General features: G+C 72.1%; 17 protein-coding genes. 2 read left to right on the top strand and 15 right to left on the bottom strand.

Going from position 1 to position 17505, the window contains the following annotated elements; translation table 11 throughout:
• Positions 1 to 358: 358 nt before the first annotated feature.
• A complete protein-coding gene (locus ACZ6TB_RS14705; protein ID WP_465554433.1) occupies positions 359 to 1366 on the bottom strand; it encodes a GGDEF domain-containing response regulator in 1008 nt (335 codons plus the stop codon).
• A gap of 51 nt (positions 1367 to 1417) precedes the next feature.
• Complete coding sequence (rpe, locus tag ACZ6TB_RS14700; protein ID WP_465554431.1) at positions 1418 to 2098, bottom strand: ribulose-phosphate 3-epimerase; 681 nt, start codon at positions 2096 to 2098, stop codon at positions 1418 to 1420.
• Between the two features lie 101 nt (positions 2099 to 2199).
• Here rpe and ACZ6TB_RS14695 point away from each other — a divergent pair, with 101 nt between their 5' ends.
• Positions 2200 to 3078 (top strand): septum formation family protein, encoded by an 879-nt coding sequence (locus ACZ6TB_RS14695; protein WP_465554429.1) that lies wholly within the window; start codon positions 2200 to 2202, stop codon positions 3076 to 3078.
• A gap of 3 nt (positions 3079 to 3081) precedes the next feature.
• Here the strand turns inward: ACZ6TB_RS14695 and ACZ6TB_RS14690 are convergent, their stop codons facing one another.
• The 5 genes from ACZ6TB_RS14690 to ACZ6TB_RS14670 all read right to left on the bottom strand — a co-directional run bounded on the left by ACZ6TB_RS14690 (position 3082) and on the right by ACZ6TB_RS14670 (position 9099).
• Positions 3082 to 4554 carry an RsmB/NOP family class I SAM-dependent RNA methyltransferase gene (locus ACZ6TB_RS14690; RefSeq protein WP_465554428.1) on the bottom strand — a complete coding sequence of 491 codons (1473 nt, stop codon included), beginning with the start codon at positions 4552 to 4554 and terminating at the stop codon, positions 3082 to 3084.
• The gene (gene fmt, locus ACZ6TB_RS14685) at positions 4551 to 5477 is read right to left on the bottom strand and encodes a methionyl-tRNA formyltransferase (protein ID WP_465554632.1); all 927 of its coding nucleotides are present in this window, start codon (positions 5475 to 5477) and stop codon (positions 4551 to 4553) included. Before fmt ends, ACZ6TB_RS14690 begins: the two co-directional genes overlap by 4 nt.
• Before the next feature lie 5 nt (positions 5478 to 5482).
• Positions 5483 to 6040 carry a peptide deformylase gene (def, locus tag ACZ6TB_RS14680; protein ID WP_465554426.1) on the bottom strand — a complete coding sequence of 186 codons (558 nt, stop codon included), beginning with the start codon at positions 6038 to 6040 and terminating at the stop codon, positions 5483 to 5485.
• Positions 6041 to 6146: 106 nt separating this feature from the next.
• Complete coding sequence (locus ACZ6TB_RS14675; protein WP_465554424.1) at positions 6147 to 8357, bottom strand: primosomal protein N'; 2211 nt, start codon at positions 8355 to 8357, stop codon at positions 6147 to 6149.
• 151 nt (positions 8358 to 8508) lie between these two features.
• Positions 8509 to 9099 carry a TetR/AcrR family transcriptional regulator gene (locus ACZ6TB_RS14670; RefSeq protein ID WP_465554422.1) on the bottom strand — a complete coding sequence of 197 codons (591 nt, stop codon included), beginning with the start codon at positions 9097 to 9099 and terminating at the stop codon, positions 8509 to 8511.
• Between the two features lie 81 nt (positions 9100 to 9180).
• On the opposite strand from ACZ6TB_RS14670, the gene ACZ6TB_RS14665 reads away from it, so the two are divergent.
• Entirely contained in the window at positions 9181 to 9966 is a 786-nt protein-coding gene (locus tag ACZ6TB_RS14665) for a class I SAM-dependent methyltransferase (protein ID WP_465554420.1), read from the top strand.
• Positions 9967 to 10012: 46 nt separating this feature from the next.
• Here ACZ6TB_RS14665 and metK read toward each other — a convergent pair whose 3' ends face one another.
• The 8 genes from metK to ACZ6TB_RS14625 form a co-directional block, all read right to left on the bottom strand.
• Positions 10013 to 11203, bottom strand: a complete 1191-nt coding sequence (metK, locus tag ACZ6TB_RS14660) for a methionine adenosyltransferase (RefSeq protein ID WP_465554418.1) — start codon at positions 11201 to 11203, stop codon at positions 10013 to 10015.
• Positions 11204 to 11309: 106 nt separating this feature from the next.
• Positions 11310 to 12497, bottom strand: a complete 1188-nt coding sequence (coaBC, locus tag ACZ6TB_RS14655; protein ID WP_465554416.1) for a bifunctional phosphopantothenoylcysteine decarboxylase/phosphopantothenate--cysteine ligase CoaBC — start codon at positions 12495 to 12497, stop codon at positions 11310 to 11312.
• Between the two features lie 196 nt (positions 12498 to 12693).
• On the bottom strand, positions 12694 to 12957 hold the full coding sequence (gene rpoZ, locus ACZ6TB_RS14650) for a DNA-directed RNA polymerase subunit omega (RefSeq protein WP_020517552.1): 264 nt from the start codon (positions 12955 to 12957) through the stop codon (positions 12694 to 12696).
• A 13-nt stretch (positions 12958 to 12970) separates the two neighbouring features.
• Entirely contained in the window at positions 12971 to 13570 is a 600-nt protein-coding gene (gene gmk, locus ACZ6TB_RS14645; protein WP_433294942.1) for a guanylate kinase, read from the bottom strand.
• A gap of 32 nt (positions 13571 to 13602) precedes the next feature.
• A complete protein-coding gene (gene mihF / locus ACZ6TB_RS14640; RefSeq protein WP_203735220.1) occupies positions 13603 to 13920 on the bottom strand; it encodes an integration host factor, actinobacterial type in 318 nt (105 codons plus the stop codon).
• Between the two features lie 184 nt (positions 13921 to 14104).
• Complete coding sequence (gene pyrF / locus ACZ6TB_RS14635) at positions 14105 to 14935, bottom strand: orotidine-5'-phosphate decarboxylase (protein WP_465554413.1); 831 nt, start codon at positions 14933 to 14935, stop codon at positions 14105 to 14107.
• Between the two features lie 278 nt (positions 14936 to 15213).
• Positions 15214 to 16476: an adenosylmethionine--8-amino-7-oxononanoate transaminase gene (locus ACZ6TB_RS14630; RefSeq protein ID WP_465554412.1), complete on the bottom strand. Its 1263-nt coding sequence runs from the start codon at positions 16474 to 16476 to the stop codon at positions 15214 to 15216.
• Positions 16473 to 17504: a quinone-dependent dihydroorotate dehydrogenase gene (locus tag ACZ6TB_RS14625; protein ID WP_465554410.1), complete on the bottom strand. Its 1032-nt coding sequence runs from the start codon at positions 17502 to 17504 to the stop codon at positions 16473 to 16475. Before ACZ6TB_RS14625 ends, ACZ6TB_RS14630 begins: the two co-directional genes overlap by 4 nt.
• Position 17505: the final 1 nt, after the last annotated feature.

The raw sequence follows: 17505 nt of genomic DNA, 5'->3' as shown, positions 1-17505 counted from the left end.
GCGCGGCAGGCACGCGGGCGCGGCAGGCACGCGGGCGCGGCAGGCACGCGGGCGCGGCAGGCACGCGGGCGCGGCAGGCACGCGGGCGCGGCAGGCACGCGGGCGCGGCAGGCGCCGAGGCGCGGGGCACGGCAAGTGCGGCGCGAAGCCGTGGCGGCGGCGGGAGGTGCGGATCGCCGAGATGTGCACGCGAGGCGCGGCAAGCGCGCGGGGCGCGGAAGGCGCGGATCCGCGCGAGACCTCGGCGCGTGACGGGAGGCGTTCGCGGCGCGAAGGGGCGTGCGGCGCGCGGGCGTGGAAGGTGCGCGTCTGCTGCGGCGGGCTCGGGGTGGACGACGCGGGCGGGCGGCGGGGTGGGCTACTCCTCGGGCTCGGCCTCGCTGCGGCGGCGGTCGATTGCCACGTAGGAGCCGGGCTGGGACTTGGCTACCTTTTTCATCTCGGAGGCCACCGCGATCACGATGCGCGGGTCGGTGAACTTGCGGCCGTCGACCGTGGCCTGGGCCACGCCGATCGAGAGGGTCACCAGGGCCGCGCGGTTTTTGTTTCCTCGGCGGTCGGGGACCTCGATGTAGCCGCGCTCGGCGTCGGAGGCGTCGTAGAGCTGGTCGGCCGCCTGCTCGAAGTCGGTCACCGTCTTCTTCGTCAAGGGCAGGACCTGGTCGGGGGCGCAGATGAAGACGAAGTCGTCGCCGCCGATGTGGCCCAGGAAGATGGAGGGCGGGCCGACCGTGGTCACCGCCTTGTGCAGGCTGCGGGCCAGCGCGCCGATGAACTCGTCGCCTCGGTCGAAGCCGTAGACGTCGTTGACGCTCTTGAAGCGGTCGATGTCGATGTAGCCCACGGAGTATTCGCCGCCGGCCTTCATCCGGTCGGCGATCTCGCGCCGGACCCGGGCGTTGCCGGGCAGGCCGGTCAGCGGCGAGACCTCGCGGAACTCCTTGTTGCGCCGCAGGGTGGACTGCACCCGCGCGATCAGCTCGGTCGTGTCGAACGGCTTGACCAGGTAGTCGTCGACGCCGGCGGCCAGGCCCACCACCTTGTCGACGGTCATGCTCTTGGCGGTCAGCATGATCACGGGAAGGGCGCTGGTCAGCGGCTCGGCGCGCAGCTTGCGGGTCAGCTCGACGCCGTCCATGCCGGGCATCATCCAGTCGACCACGGCCAGGTCGGGACGCCGGTCCTCCATCAGCTGCAGCGCCTCCTGGCCGTTGCCGGCCCGGATCACCTCATAGCCCTGCATCTGGAGGTTGAACTCGACGAAGCCCGCGATGTCCTGATCGTCGTCGACCACCAGGATCAGGTCGGGTCGTTCCTCCGGATCGACGCCGAGCTCGTCCGCCTCGCGCACCACACCGGTGCTCATCCCGTCTCCACGCTCCCGCCTGCCCGCACGACAGTCGTCCCCAAAAGCAGCTCAATCATGCGACGGCCGGGCCTCCACGGCCAGTGCCCGCAGCTTCCGGATCGCCTCGGCCGGGTCGTCGGCGCCGTAGACCGCGGTGCCCGCCACGAACGCGTCGGCGCCCGCCTCGGCCGCCTGGGCAATGGTGTCGGCCGCGATGCCGCCGTCGACCTCGAGCCGCACGGCCAGGTCTTTAGCGCTGATGCGCCGCCGCACGTCGCGCACCTTGTCGAGCATTTCGGGCAAGAACGACTGCCCGCCGAACCCCGCCTTGATCGTCATGATCAGCAGGGTGTCGACGTAGGGCAACAGCTCGAGGTAGGGCTCCACCGGCGTGTCGCGGTCGATCGCGAGGCCCGCCTTGGCGCCGGCCGCGCGCAGCGCCTTGGCCAGGGCCACCGGGTTTTCGCAGGCCTCGGCATGGAACGTGACGTTGTAGGCGCCCGCCTCGGCGTAGCCCGGGGCCCACCGCTCGGGGTCGGTGATCATCAGATGCACGTCGAACGGGATCGTGGTGGATTTGCGCAGGCTCTGCACCACTGGCAGGCCGATCGTCAGGTTGGGCACGAAGTGGTTGTCCATGACGTCGACGTGCACCCAGTCGGCCTCGCCCTCGATGGCGCCCACCTCGTCGGCGAGACGGGCGAAGTCGGCGGCCAGGATGCTCGGGGCGATGATCGGCTTTGGGCTCACGGGGGAAGTCTAGGGCGTCGGCGCCGCCCGCCGCCCGGGCTCCTCGCGGCCTGTGGACAACCGTTAGAGTGACCCGTCCGAGACGGCCTGGGGAGGCGACCATGCGACGGTGGGCGGCCGCGCTGGTCCTGGGCGCACTGGTCCTCGGCGTCGGCGGATGCGGGGCCGAGAAGCCGCGTGGGGTCGACGGCGATCTGACCAACGGGTGGAAGGCCATGCCGGCCGCGACCCAGTTCCGGCCGCAGTCCGGCGCCTGCCACGCCGAGCTGGTCGAGACCGGCACGGCCGAGAACTACGAGCCCGTCGCCTGCACCGCCGCGCACCTGGCCGAGACCGTCGCGGTCGCCGACCTGAGCGGCGCCGGCGCGCTCAAGGCGCCCAAGGACGGCCTGGCCAAGGCCTTCGCCACCTGCTCGCAACGGGCCACCACGTTCCTCGGCGGCGACTGGCGCACCGGCTGGGTCGTGCTGCAGCCCGTGCTGCCGAGCCCGAAGGCGTGGACCGGGGGCGCCCACTGGGTGCGCTGCGATGTGGCCGAGTCCTCGCCGGTCGACGGGGCGCTGGTACACCGTACGGGAAGCATGAAAGGCGCCGTCAAAGCCGGCGGCAAGCTCCGGATGTCCTGCGCCAACCCCACCATCGACGGCGAGTCGGTCTCGGAGATGCATCCGATCGCGTGCGCGAGCACACACACCGCCGAGTTCGCCGGCCTGTTCAGCACCGGAAAGGCACGGTCGTCCGACCTGTCCGGCGGCGAGCTGGCCAAGGGCTGCAACGCGGCGATCGCGAAGTTCACCGGGCTGCGCGACGACTCGACGCTGCCGAGCCGCATCGGCTGGCTGGGCTTCCCGCCCGACGACACGGCCTGGCAGATGGGCGACCGCGCGGTGCGGTGCTTCCTGTGGCTCAACGGCGAGAAGATGAAAGGCTCCTACCGGAGAGCGGGCCCGGGGAAGCTGAAGATCCACTACGCGAACTGAGCATCAGGAGGTACGCCGAAGCACCGCCAGGAACATGGCATCGGTCCCGTGCCGGTGCGGCCACAGCTGCACGGTCGGCCCGTTGCCCAGCCCCGGCATGCCCGGCGGCAGCAGTGGGCGGGCGTCGACGAAGTCCACCTCGACGCCGCTGCGCCGTGCGCCCTCGGTCACCGTCACCTGGGTCTCGACCATGTGGGGCGAGCAGGTCACGTACGCGACGAGGCCGCCCGGCCGCACCGCCCGCAGTGCCGCCACCAGCAGCTCGCGCTGCAGCTTGGTCAGCGCCGGCAGGTCGGACGGCTGCCGCCGCCAGCGCGCCTCCGGCCGCCGCCGCAGCGAGCCGAGCCCAGTGCACGGCGCGTCGACCAGCACCCGGTCGAACGACTCCTCCGGCAGATCGGGATCGCGCCCGACCGACCGCCCGTCCATCGGCAGCACCGTCACCGGCATGCCCTCGGTGGCGTGCTCGACCAGGCGCGCCCGGTGCTCGGCCACCTCGACCGCGGTGACCTCGGCGCCACGCAGCGCCGCGATCGAGCCGAGCAGGCCGGCCTTGCCACCCGGGCCCGCGCACAGGTCGAGCCAGCGGGCGTCCCGGCCCTCGATCGGCGCCGCCACCAGGGCGGCCGCCACCAGCTGGGAGCCCTCGTCCTGCACGTGGGCGCGGCCCTCGACGATCGCCGCCAGCTCGCGCGGGGAGCCGCCGTTCAGGTAGACCGCGTACGGCGAGAAGGCCCCCGGCGTGCCGTCGACCTCGTCGGCCAGCTCGACCGCCTCGGACCGTCCCGGCCGCGCGCACAGATGCACGGCGGGCGCCTGGTTGTCCTCGATCAGCAGGCGCGCGGTCTCCTCGAGGTCGCCGCCGAGCGCCTCGGCGAACGCCCGCACGATCCACTGCGGGTGGTTGTGCAGCACCGAGAGGTTGCCGACCGGGTCCTCGTCGTAGGCCGGGGCCAGCCGCTCGAGCCAGCCGTCCAGCGGGGTCTCGGTGATCGTGCGCAGCACCGCGTTGGCGAAGCCGGTGGCGCCGGTCGCGACCGAGCGCACCAGGTCGACGGTCTGGTTGACCGCCGCGTGCGCCGGCACCCGGGTGTAGAGCAGCTGGTAGGCGCCGAGGCGCAGCGCGTCGCGGGCCGGCGGGTCGATCCGGGACACGTCGCGGCCCGCGGCCGAGGCGATGATCAGGTCGAGCGTGCCGGTGGCACGCAGGGTGCCGTAGGTCAGCTCGGTGGCGAACGCGGCGTCGCGGCCACTCAGGGCCATACCGCGGAGGATCTCGGCGAGCACGAGATTGGCGTACGCGTCATCGCGGTGCACGGCGGCGATGGCCTCGTACGCTGCCTGTCGCGCCGGGTCCGACGGCGGCCGGCCGCCCCGCGGCGCCCGCCCCGTCCGTGAGTCTCTCGAGTAACCGGGACCGGCCGTGCCCCGGGGCCGCCCCGAACCATGCGGCCGTCCCGCGCGATGGTCGCTCACGCGAGCTTCTCCCCCGGCTGGATCCGCAGCCCGCGGGCCCAGTCGGTGGCCGGCATCGCCTTCTTGCCGGCCGCGCGCACCTCGCCCAGCGCCACCGGCGTCGTGGCCGTGCCGACCATGACTTGCGTGCGTTCGACTTTCAGCTCGCCGGGTGGCAGCTGCGGCGCGTTCGCCACCGGACGCACCGGCCCCAGTTTGACCCGTTCGTCCCGGAACGTGGTCCACGCCCCGGGCGCCGGGGTGCACGCCCGGATCCGCCGGTCGACGGCGAACGACGGATCGTTCCAGCGCACCTGCGCATCCTCCACCGTGATCTTCGGCGCGAACGTGACCCCGTCGGCCGGCTGCGAGTGGGCGCGCGCGGTGCCGGCCTCGATCGCGTCGAGCACCGCCACGAGCAGCCCGGCCCCGCTGAGCGCCAGCCGGCCGAGCAGGTCGCCCGAGGTGTCGGACGGGCGGATCTCCTCGGTGAGCGTGCCGTAGACCGGGCCGGTGTCGAGGCCGGCCTCGAGCTCGAAGACGCTCGCGCCGGTCACCTCGTCGCCGTGGAGCACGGCGTGCTGCACGGGCGCGGCGCCGCGCCAGGCCGGCAGCAGCGAGAAATGCAGGTTGATCCAGCCATGCTTGGGAATCTCCAGCGCGCTCGGCGGCACGAGGGCGCCGTACGCCACGACCGGCACACAGTCGGGAGCGATCTCGCGGAGCCGCTCCTGGAACTCGGGCTCACGGGGCTTGACCGGGGTGAGCACCTCGATGCCGCGCTCGTCGGCCCACGCCCCGGCGGGCGACCGGACCAGACGGCGGCCCCGGCCGGCGGGCGCGTCGGGCCGGGTCACGACCGCGACCAGCTCGTGGCCGGAGGCGGCGATGGCGTCGAGGGCGGGCAGGGTGACGGCCGGCGTGCCGGCGAAGACGATACGCAACCCGCTCACCGCCCCAGCCCGAAGATGCCCCGGCCGTGCGGGCTCTCCTTGATCGTGGGGGGCTTGCCGGCGTCGTACCAGTCGGCGGCGCGGATCTGCTTCATCGCGTCCTTGCGGGCGGCGCTGTCGAGCCGGTCGAGGAAGAGCACCCCGTCGAGGTGGTCGGTCTCGTGCTGCACGCAGCGCGCCATCAGGCCGTTGCCGACCACCTGGACCGGGTCGCCGTGCTCGTTGAAGCCGGCCGCGATGACGTTCTGCCGGCGCTTGGTGTCGATGTAGATGCCCGGGATGGACAGGCAGCCCTCGGGACCGTCCTGCTCCTCGTCGTCGGGGAACGACAGCGACGGGTTGACGATGTGGCCCACCACGTCGTCCACGTCGAAGGCGAAGACGCGCAGCCCGACGCCGAGCTGCGGCGCGGCCAGGCCGGCGCCGCCCTCGTCCTGCATGGTCTCGACCAGGTCGCGCACGAGGTTGCGCAGCTCCTTGTCGAAATCGACGACGGGATCGGCCGGCGTACGCAGCACCGGATCACCGAAGAGACGGATGGGCTGAACGGTCACGCGGCGATACTCCTGACTTTCCGGCTGAGACTCGGTAAGTCTACGGAGTGCCACGCGGCGTCACCTCGCCAGCGTGACCCGCGCCTCCCGCCGCACCTCCGGCCTCTTAGAAGATCGTCGCCGGGTCCACCTCGACGCGGACGGTCTGCGTCGCCTTGCGGGCGCTGCGCACGGCGGCGGCCTCGTGCAGCGCGGCGGCCATCGCGGCGGCCTGCGAGCGCGACGTGCGGACCAGCATGCGTTCCTGCTCGTCCTCGGCCGGGACCGGGCCGAGCAGCTCGGCGCCCTCCGGCAACCGCGCGGCGGCCAGCAGGTCGGCGACCGCCTCGGGTTTGCCGGTGAGGCTCGCCATCCGGGCCGCCGGCGGGAAGCCCAGCTCGCGCCGCTCGGCCAGCTCCCGGGCCGCGAACCAGCCCGGCTCCCACCGGATCAGCGCCTGCACGGTGACGAGCGACCCGTCCGCCACCACCACGACCCGGCCGCCCCGGGGCTGCGGTTTCGCCAGCGCCGCCGCGTTGAACCAGCGCCGCATCGTCTCCTCGGCGGCCCGCAGATCGGAGCGGGTCAGCAGCGCCCACGTGTCGAGCAGCAGCACCGCCCCGAACCCGCCCTCGGCCCGCGGCTCGGCCCCCGGCGTGGCGACCACGACGGCCGCCGCCTGCGGAACCGTCTCCAGGATCTCGTCCCGCCCCGACGTCCGCACCGGCACGCCCGGGAACGCCCGCCCCAGCTCCTCGGCCGTCCGCCGGGCGCCGGTGATCGAGGCCCGCAGCCGCCGCTCGCCGCAGGCCGGGCAGGTGTAGGCGGGCGACACCCGGCCGCACCACCGGCAGGCCGGCACGTCCCGCGCGCCCGGCAGCGCCAGCGGCCCCGAACAGTGCGGGCAGCGCGCCGGCGTCCGGCACTCGGCGCATGCCACCGACGGCAGATAGCCCCGGCGCGGCACCTGCACCAGCACCGGCGCGTCGTCCTTGAGCGCCTGCCGGGCCGCCTGCCAGGCCAGGCTGGGCAGCCGCGCGGTCGCCGCCCCCGGATCGCGGGCCAGCTCCGGATCGTCCCCGGTCGGCGCGACGCCCGGCGCCCGCTTGCGCAGCACGTCCCGGGCCGCCGTGATCTCCTTGGCCCAGCCGGTCTCCAGCAGCAACTGCGCCTCGCCGGTACGCGCGTGCCCCGCCACCAGCGCCGCACAGTCGGCCAGCCGGGCCCGCGTCAGAAGCACCTCGCGGGCGTGCGGATAGGGCGACCGCGGCTCGGCGTGCAGGTCGTCCCCGTCGTCCCAGATGACCACCAGCCCGAGCTTCGCCACCGGCGCCCACATGGCCGCCCGCGTCCCCACCACGACCGGCACCTGATGCCGGCTGGCGCGCAGGAACCGCCGGTATCGCTCGGCCGGCCCGAGAGCCGCGTTCAGGGCGACGTGCCGCCCCTCCCCCAGCACCGTTCCCAGCGCCCGATCGACCCGCTCGAGATCCCGGGCATCGGCCACGACGACGACCGTCCCCCGGCCCGCCCTGGTCGCGGACGCCGCCGCCTCGGCGATCCGGGCGGGCCAGTCCTCGCCCGGGAGCGCCCCCCACACGGCCCGGGCCGCCCGCCCGTCCTCGAGCGCGCGCAGGAAGGCCGGGCCCGCCGCATACGAGTCCCACCCGCCGGCGGCCGGGGGCGCGATCTCCGCGACGCCCGCACCCGCCGCCAGGCCGTCCGCGGCCGCGCCGCCTTCCGTGCCCGGGCCGATCTCAGCTCCCGCGTCACCCTGCGTGCCCAAGCCGGCCGCCTCGTCGGGGCCGCTGCCCGCGCCCGTTTCGCCCGGCGCGCCCAGGCCGGCTTCCACGTCGGGTCCGCTGCCCGCGTCGCCCGGCGCGCCCAAGCCGGCTTCCGAGCCGCCCTCCGCCCCCGCGGCGGCCTCGACGCCCGCCAAGGCGGACTTGGCGATCTGCCCCTCCACCCGCGCATGCCGAGGCGGCACCGCCAACCGCAGCACATCACACAGATTTCCGGCATAACGGTCGGCGATGGCCCGAGCCAGCCGCGCCACCTCGGGGTCGAGCACCTGCTCCGCCGAGACCACCTTGTCGAGGTAGGCGAGCTTCCCCCCGTGCGGCGACGACTCCGCCCGCTCCAGCAGGAACCCGCTCACCATCTGCCCGGCGAACCGCACCTTGACCCGCACCCCGGGCCGCGCCGCCTCGTCGTCCCCCGCCGCCACCAGGTAGTCGAACGGCCGGTCGAGATGCGCCAAAGGCACGTCAACGGCCACCCGGGCCACCGGCAGCCTCTCGGCCGGCACCCTCTCGCCTCGCGCACCCTTGCTAGTCATCGCCGAACATTCTGCCCGGCCGGTACGACAAAACCGACCACCGCCGGCCGGCGCCGAAAGCGGCGACGAATCCGGCATCCGGCCGACACCGGCCGGCGGCAACAGCGGCGACGAATCCGGCACTGGCCAGCGGGAACGGCGGCGGAGCCGCTCACCGGACGATGCCGGCCAGCGTCGCCGTCAGCATGCGGTCCACCTCGGACGACGACGGCCGCGTCCCGTCCCGGTCGGCGAACATCAGGTGCCCGGTCCCGATCAGCATCCCGGCCACCGTCACCACGTCGGCGTCGGCCGCGACCCGTCCCAGCTCCTGCTCGGCCCGCAGATAGGCGGCGATCATCGCGGCCGTCTCCCCCAGCAGCGGCACCCCGGGCACCCCGCGGGCCGCCCGCAACCGCGCCCGCAGGTCGTCCCGGAACGTGATCAGGCTGATGATCGCCACCGCCACCGACCCGAACAGCTCCTCCAGCACCGACCGCAGGTTGCCGGCCACCGTTCGCGTCCCGGCCGCCGCGATCAACCCGGCCTCCGCCGCCGAGACCCGGGCGATCCGGTCCATCACCAGCGACGCCAGGAAGTCGTCGAAGTCCGCGAAGTGCTTGTGCAGCACCCCCTTGGCCACCCCGGCCTCGGTCGTCACGGCCCGGCTGGTCAGCGCGTGCGGCCCATCCCGCAGCAGCACCCGCTCGGCGGCCGCGAACAACTGCTCCCGTACGTCCCGAAGCGCCACACCGGTCGGCAACGAACCCTCCTGACGTTGATAGTGGGCGCGCGCCCACTTAAGGTGGGCACACGCCCACTATAAGCGGAGGAGCACCCGACGATGAGCGACATCCACCGGCAGCGCCAGGTGGCCGAGTCGTTCGGCGCCGACGCCGAGCGCTACGACCGGGCCCGCCCGCCCTATCCCGAGGCGATGATCAAGCGGATCGTCGAGGCCGGTCCCGGCCCCGAGCTCCTCGACGTCGGCACCGGCACCGGCATCGCGGCCCGGCAGTTCCGGGCGGCCGGCTGCCACGTGCTGGGCCTCGACGCCGACGAACGGATGGCCGAGCAGGCCCGCACCCACGGACTCGAGGTCGAGGTCGCCAAGTTCGAAGACTGGGACCCCGGCGGCCGTACGTTCGACATCGTCGCCGCCGCGATGACCTGGCACTGGATCGATCCGCTGGCCGGCGCCACCCAAGTGGCGAAAATTCTCAAAAAATCGGGACAAGTCGCTCTGATGTGGAACGTCGTCGAAGCCCCGGAAAGCGCAAAGTCCCAGTTCGCCGCGATCAACGCCCGAATTGTCCCCGAGTTCCCCAACCCGTGGTCCAGCAAGATCCCGATGGTCGAGGGCTACCAGGCGATCTTCGACAAGGCGATCGACGGCCTGAACCGGACGGGGAGCTTCACCGCCCCCGAGCAATGGCGCCTCGACTGGGAGCACGTCTACACGCGCGACGAGTGGCTGGCGATCCTGCCCACCTTCGGCGGCATCGGCGGCCGCCTGAAGCCGGCGACCCTGACCGACCTGCTCACCGCGACGGGCGAGGTCATCGACGCCGCGGGCGGCACCCTGCCGATCCGCTACAGCACCGTCACCGTCGCGGCCGAACGGGCATAGCAAAAGGGCGCCCCCCAGGAGGGCGCCCTTCGCGACAAACAGACGATCAGGCGGCGGCGTTCTTCAGGTCCTGCGCCCGGTCGGTGCTCTCCCACAGCAGGTCCGGCAGGTCACGGCCGAAGTGGCCGTACGCGGCGGTCTGCTGGTAGATCGGGCGGAGCAGGTTGAGGTCGCGGATGATCGCGGCCGGCCGCAGGTCGAAGACCTCGCCGATGGCCTTCTCGATCCGCTCGACCGGCACGTTCTCGGTGCCGAAGGTCTCGACGAACAGCGACACCGGGTGGGCCTTGCCGATCGCGTACGCGACCTGGGCCTCACACCGCTCGGCCAGGCCGGCGGCCACGACGTTCTTGGCCACCCAGCGCATCGCGTACGCGGCGGAACGGTCCACCTTGGACGGGTCCTTGCCGGAGAACGCTCCGCCGCCGTGACGGGCGTAACCGCCGTACGTGTCGACGATGATCTTCCGGCCGGTGAGGCCGGCGTCGCCCATCGGGCCACCGATCTCGAAGCGGCCGGTCGGGTTGACGAGCAGGCGGTAGCCCTCGGTGTCGATGCCGAGGCCCTCGAGCTCGGGCGCGATCACGTGCTCGCGGATGTCGGGGGTGAGCAGCGACTCGAGCGAGATGTCGGCCGCGTGCTGCGACGAGACGACCACCGTGTCGAGGCGAACCGGCTTGAGGCCGTCGTACTCGATGGTGACCTGGGTCTTGCCGTCCGGGCGCAGGTAGGGGATGGTGCCGTCCTTGCGCGCCGCGGAGAGGCGACGGGCGAGCCGGTGCGCCAGCGCGATCGGCAGCGGCATCAGCTCGGGCGTCTCGGAACAGGCGAAGCCGAACATCATGCCCTGGTCGCCGGCGCCCTGGGAGTCGAGGACGTGCTCGGAGTCGCCCTCGCGCAGCTCGAGCGCGCTGTCGACGCCCTGCGCGATGTCGGGCGACTGGGCGCCGATGGAGACGCTGACGCCACAGGACGCGCCGTCGAAGCCCTTCTTGGACGAGTCGTACCCGATGCGCAGGATGGTCTCGCGCACGATGCTCGGGATGTCGGCGTACGCCTGGGTGGTGACCTCTCCGGCCACGTGAACCTGACCCGTGGTGATGAGAGTCTCCACCGCCACCCGGCTACGCGGGTCCTGGGCCAGCAGGGCGTCGAGAATGCCGTCGCTGATCTGGTCAGCGATCTTGTCCGGGTGGCCTTCCGTGACCGACTCGGAGGTGAACAGGCGGCGTGCCACGGTGCTCCTCAGCTGTCGAAAGTTCGAACGTATCGCGGAAGTGTAGTCACCCCGACGGACAACAGTCGCATCGGTGCTCTGCCGTCCCACGGCTGCCGAGCTGGTGTTACAGCAGGGTCACGACGCGGTCCAAAATCCTATCGGCCACATCTTCTTTACGGAGTTCACCGAGAGTGGCCGTGCTCCCGTCCGCGCCGAGGATCGTCACTTCGTTGTGGTCGGCCCCGAAAACCCGGTCCACGCCGACCTCGTTCACGACGATCAGGTCGGCACGCTTCTTGGTCAACTTAGCCCTGGCGTGCTCCAACGCGTCATTTGTCTCGGCCGCGAACGCGACCAGGACCTGGCCGGGACGCTTGCTCGCGCCGAGCTCGGCAGCAATGTCCGGGTTTGTCACGAGAGCGATGGGTTCGGGGGTCCCGTCATCGGTTTTCTTGATTTTCTGCGCGGCCATCGAAGCGGGCCGGAAGTCGGCCGGGGCCGCCGCCATCACCACCACGTCCGCCTCGGCGAAGGCCTTGACCGTGGCCGCGCGCAACTCCTCGGTCGTACCGACGCGGGTGATGTCGACCCCGGCCGGGTCGGGCAGGGCGACGTTCGCCGAGACCAACGTCACTCGCGCACCGCGCGCCACGGCCGTTTTCGCGAGCGCGTAGCCCTGCTTCCCGGACGACCGGTTTCCGATGAATCGCACGGGATCGAGCGGTTCCCGGGTGCCGCCGGCGGTGACCACGACATGACGGCCGGCCAGATCAAGATCAAGCCCATGGTCCCGTACGCGTAAAGCAAGCTCGAAGATCGACTCCGGATCCGGGAGCCGGCCCTTGCCCGTGTCGGCCCCCGTGAGCCGCCCCACCGCCGGCTCGATGACCACGGCGCCGCGCTCACGCAGGGTGGCCACGTTCGCCCGCGTCGCCGGGTTCTCCCACATCTCGGTGTGCATGGCCGGCGCGTAGACGATCGGGCAGGTCGCCGTCAGCAGCGTGTTGGTCAGCAGATCGTCGGCGATGCCGTGAGCGGCCTTGGCCAGCAGATCGGCGGTCGCGGGCGCCACCACCACGAGCTCGGCGTGCCGCCCGATCCGCACGTGCGGCACCTCGTGCGCGTCGTCCCACACCTCGGTGGCCACCGGCTTGCCGGACAGCGCGGCCCAGGTCGGCGCCCCCACGAACTTCAGCGCCGACGCCGTCGGCACCACCCGCACGCTGTGCCCCGACTCGGTGAACAGCCGCAGCAGCTCGCACGCCTTGTAGGCGGCGATCCCGCCGCAGACCCCCAGCACGACCTCAGTCATGAACGCAATGATCCCGCGCCCCGAACCGGGACACGGGATCACCCACGACAACTGTGATGGATTACCACGGCCGTCGAGCACGGCCGTCCCCGACGCGAAGCGTCATGCGGGGATTCCGGGGGCTCGGCCCCCGGAGCAAGCAGGAATCCGTAGTGCCCGGGCTCGCGCTTTCCGCGAGCACAAAGCACCCGATCACCTACGGATTATCGGTGGCTTCCGCGGTCAGGAGGCCGGCGTTGATCTCACGCATGGCGATCGAGAGCGGCTTCTCCTGCGGGGTGGTCTCGACCAGGGGGCCGACGTACTCCAGCAGACCCTCACCGAGCTGGCTGTAGTAGGCGTTGACCTGACGGGCGCGCTTGGCCGCGAAGATCACCAGCGAGTACTTCGACGAGGTCTTGTCGAGCAGCTCGTCGATCGGCGGGTTGGTGATGCCTTCGGGGTTGGCTACGGTTCCCACTGTTTAGAGATCCTTAATGTTCTGGAGCTTGTGCGGGCGTCAGAAACGATGAACCGAGCAATCCTACCAGCTCGTCCGCCGCGCGCTCGACGAAGTCGTTGACCACCGTGCGGTCGAACTCCTTCTCGGCGGCCAGTTCCTCGTCGGCGTGGGCCAGCCGGCGGCGGATCGTCTCCTCGTCGTCGGTCCCCCGCCCGATCAGGCGACGCTTGAGCTCCTCGACGCTCGGCGGCGCGAGGAACACCAGCTGCGCCTCGGGCATCGCGGCCCGGACCTGGCGCGCGCCCTGCAGATCGATCTTGAGCAGGACCGGCCGGCCCTGGCTCAGCCAGCCCTCGACCTGCGCGCGGGGCGTGCCGTAGAGGTTGCCGGCGAACTCGGCCCACTCGAGCAGCTGACCGCCGTCGATCAGCCGCTGGAACTCCGGGCGAGTCACGAAGTGGTAGTGCTCGCCGTCGGTCTCGTAGTCGCGCTTCTTCCGGGTCGTGACCGACACCGACAGCTTGATCCAAGGCGAGCGCGCCCGGATCAGCTCGATCACGCTGTCCTTCCCGACCCCGGAAGGGCCGGAGAGGACGGTGAGGCGGGCTGCCGGGCGCGCGTCGTCATCCATGCTCACAGGCTCATTCAACACGAGCCCATGAGTCAGTTCGCAGCGAACTCCCCCAGGAGGGCCTTGCGCTGCTGGTCGCCGAGACCGCGCAGCCGGCGGCTGTCAGCGATCTTCAGCTTCTCCATGATCTGGGTCGCACGGATCTTGCCGATGCCCGGCAGCGCCTGAAGCACGGCCGAGACCTTCAGCTTGCCGACGACCTCGTCCTGCTCCGCGCGGTCGAGCACGGCGGCGAGGGTGGTCTTGCCGGACTTGAGCTGTTCCTTCAGCTCAGCCCGAGCCTTGCGAACTTCCGCGGCCTTCTCCAGCGCTGCAGCGCGCTGCTCGGGGCTCAGTGACGGGAGCGGCACCAGTTCTCCTCAGGTCCCTATCGCGCCGTAGTCGAATACCGGCGCTTCTGTGAAACGTGGTGTGCCAGGGAACCAAAGGGGCATGTGGTTCCCGGCGCGGGGAAAACTAGCGGTCAACGGCGCTTTCGGCAACGTGGGGGTACCCCCGACCCTGGTGTCCGGCGGCCTGATAAGCAGGCCCGTTTCACCCGAGAGCGGTGCGGCAGTCGTCGACGGCGCGCTCCGCGGCGGCCCGCAGCGCGGACACGGAAGGTCCCGCGTTGAGAACTTCCCGTGAGTACGACGGCAGCACGTTGCGCAGGCTTTCGCCGAAGACGGAGCGCAGGTCGGAGGGGGTCGCACCCTGCGCGCCGAGCCCCGGAGCGAGCAGCGGACCGTTCACTTGGGACAGGTCGTGGCCCGTCCGTCCAATCGTCGCGCCGACCACGAGACCGAGGTAGCCGAGCGGCTGGGCACCCTTGTTGAGCTGGGAAATCTCATCGATTACGGTCTGCGCGACGGTGCGGCCGTCCGAAGCGACCGCATGCTGGACGCTCGCTCCCTCCGGGTTGGACGTCAGCGCGAGCACGAAGACGCCGGCCCCGTTCGCGGCCGCGAGGTCGAATGCCGGCTGCAACGACCCGACTCCGAGGTAGGGACTGAGAGTAATCGCGTCAGCACGCAGAGAACTTGACGGATCAAGATATGCGGAGGCATATGCCGCCATCGTGGAGCCGATGTCGCCCCGTTTCACGTCGAGCAGGACGAGTGCTCCGGCCTCGCGCAACTGTCGGATAGTTGACTCAAGAATGCCGATGCCACGTGACCCAAATCTCTCGAAAAACGCCGACTGCGGCTTCACCACGGCCACCCGATCGGCCAGGGCGTCGACCACCGTACGGGCGAAGCGTTCCAGGCCGGCGACGTCATCGGTGAGCCCCCAGCGAGTCAGCAGGGCGGCATGCGGATCGATGCCCACACACAGCGGCCCCCGCTTCGCGACGGCGTCGGTGAGGCGTTGCCCGAAGCTCTCCATGGGTGTGCGTACCCCTTCCGTGTCGGGTAGCCGCCACCGCCGCGGCGATCCGCGGTGTAGTGCGGCCGGATGATCGGATTCCGTTGTCTGATGGCCCCGCGGCCACGCTTCCACGGGCACTCGTAGCTCTGCTCACCAATACGCGCGGCCCGGTCCCCAGCTCTGCTCACCAATACGCGCGGCCGGTCCCCAGCTCTGCTCACCAATACGCGCGGCCGGTTCACAGCTCTGCTCACCGATACGCGCGGCCCGCTCATCGCCCTGCTTGAAATCGGCCCTCAGGTGGCCGCGACGGCGGCGGCGACACCCGCGACGATGCGGGCCACGTCCGCTTCCCCGGTCACATACGGCGGCATCGTGTAGATCAGATCCCGGAACGGGCGCAGCCACACGCCGGCGTCGACGGCCGCCGCGGTCGCCTTCGCCATGTCCACCGGGCGGTCCAGCTGCACCACTCCGATCGCGCCCAGGACCCGCACGTCGGCCACGCCGGACGACCCACGCAACGGCGCCAGGCCCTCCCGCAGACCGCTTTCGATCACCCGTACGCGGGACTGCCAGCCACCCTCCACCAGGAGGCCGAGGGAAGCGTTGGCCACCGCGCAGGCCAGCGGGTTGCCCATGAACGTCGGCCCGTGCGCGAGGCCGCCGCCCTCCCCCGCCGAGATCGCCTCGGCCACCGGCCGGGTGCAGAGGGTCGCCGCGAGCGTGAGGTAGCCGCCGGTGAGCGCCTTGCCGACGCACATGATGTCGGGGCTCACGCCGGCGTGCCCGGCCGCGAAGAACTCGCCCGTCCGCCCGAAGCCGGTCGCGATCTCGTCGAAGATCAGGAAGATGCCGCGCTCGGCGGTCGCCTCACGCAGCACGCGCAGGTACGCCGGGTGGTGGAACCGCATCCCGCCGGCGCCCTGCACGACCGGCTCGACGATCACCGCCGCCACGTCGTCCGCGTGCTCGTCGATGAGCGCCACGAGCGAGGCCGCGTAGTCCGGGTCGAAGGCCGCCGGCGGCACGTCCGCGAAGACCTGCACCGGCAGCACCCCGGTCCACAGCGAGTGCATGCCGCCGACCGGGTCGCAGACCGTCATCGGGTGGAACGTGTCGCCGTGATAGCCGCCGCGCCAGGTCAGCAGCCGCCGCCGGCCGGGCCGCCCGAGGGCGAGCTGGGCCTGCAACGCCATCTTGATCGCGACCTCGACCCCGACCGAGCCGGAGTCGCAGAGGAAGACGTGCTCGAGCCCGTCCGGCGCCAGCTCGACGAGCGAGGTGGCGAGCTCGATGGCCGGCTCGTGGGTGAGCCCGCCGAACATCACGTGGCTCATCCGCCGCGACTGGCCGATCAGCGCCTCGTCGAGGACGGGATGCCGGTAGCCGTGGATGGCCGCCCACCACGACGACATCCCGTCGACCAGCTCCCGCCCGTCGGCGAGCCGGAGCCGTACCCCCTCCGCGCTCTCGACGAGGTAGGGGTCGCTCTTTCCCGGCATCGGGCCGTACGGATGCCAGACGTGCGCCCGGTCGCGTGCGAGGAGGTCGCTCACCGCGCCCCCGTGCGCTCCCGGTGAGCGGCCGCCGCCTTCGCGGCCCCCCGCACCAGCGCCGGCCCGTGGTAGATGAAGCCGCTGTAGAGCTGGACCAGCGCGGCGCCCGCGTCGAGCATCCGGGCCGCGTCGTCGGGGCACATGATGCCGCCGACGCCGATGATCGGCAGCCGCCCGCCCGTCTCGGTGGCGACGAAATGGACGACCTTGCGGGCCTTCTCGGTCAGCGGCCGGCCGGACAGCCCGCCGGCCTCGGTCGCCCGCGGCTGGTCGGCCGGGGCGAGACCGTCCCGGGCCAGCGTCGTGTTCGTGGCGATCACCCCGGCCGCGCCGTGGCTCAGGCAGACCTCCAGCAGCTCGGCGATGGCCGGCTCGGTCAGGTCGGGGGCGATCTTCACCAGCACCGGCGTCTTGCCGACGAGCGCGGCCAGCAGGTTCCCGATCGCCGTCTTGTCCTGCAGGGTGCGCAGGCCGGGCGTGTTCGGCGAGGAGACGTTGACCGCGATGTAGTCCGCGTACGGGTGGAGCAGCCGATAGGACGTCAGGTAGTCCTCGACCGCGTCCTCCAGCGGCGTCACCTTGGACTTGCCGAGCGACACGCCGAGGGGTACGCCGATCGGTCCCAAGGCCTCGAGACGGGACGCCAGCGCGGCCGCCCCCGCGTTGTTGAAGCCCATCCGGTTGATGATCGCCTCGCTGTCCCGCAGCCGGAACAGCCGTGGCTTGTCGTTGCCCGGCTGCGCGTGCGCGGTGACCGTGCCGACCTCGACGAAGCCGAACCCGAGCGCCGGCCACGCGGACAGCGCGACGCCGTTCTTGTCCATCCCGGCCGCGAGCCCGACCGCGTTCGGGAACCGCACCCCGAACGCCTCGACCGGCGCGCCGGCCGCGTAGCGCCCGCGCGCCAGCCGCCGGGTCCGCTCGCCCAGCCGCGCGAGGCGCCCGAGCGTGAACTCGTGCGCCTTCTCCGCGTCCCCGCCGCCGATCCGGAAGAGAACCGGCCGCAGCGCCCGCTCGAACGCCGTCACA

This window comes from Actinoplanes sp. NPDC051537 (assembly GCF_055586105.1).
Note: the sequence above shows the minus strand (reverse complement) of the source record. Positions and strands in the feature narration are given on the sequence as shown.

Coding starts and splice junctions, on each gene's coding strand:
- coaBC (WP_465554416.1), bottom strand. CDS start 12,497: ATGACTGAGGTCGTGCTGGGGGTCTGCGGCGGGATCGCCGCCTACAAG.
- ACZ6TB_RS14695 (WP_465554429.1), top strand. CDS start 2,200: ATGCGACGGTGGGCGGCCGCGCTGGTCCTGGGCGCACTGGTCCTCGGC.
- gmk (WP_433294942.1), bottom strand. CDS start 13,570: ATGGATGACGACGCGCGCCCGGCAGCCCGCCTCACCGTCCTCTCCGGC.
- ACZ6TB_RS14675 (WP_465554424.1), bottom strand. CDS start 8,357: ATGACTAGCAAGGGTGCGCGAGGCGAGAGGGTGCCGGCCGAGAGGCTG.
- pyrF (WP_465554413.1), bottom strand. CDS start 14,935: ATGGAGAGCTTCGGGCAACGCCTCACCGACGCCGTCGCGAAGCGGGGG.
- ACZ6TB_RS14665 (WP_465554420.1), top strand. CDS start 9,181: ATGAGCGACATCCACCGGCAGCGCCAGGTGGCCGAGTCGTTCGGCGCC.
- ACZ6TB_RS14705 (WP_465554433.1), bottom strand. CDS start 1,366: ATGAGCACCGGTGTGGTGCGCGAGGCGGACGAGCTCGGCGTCGATCCG.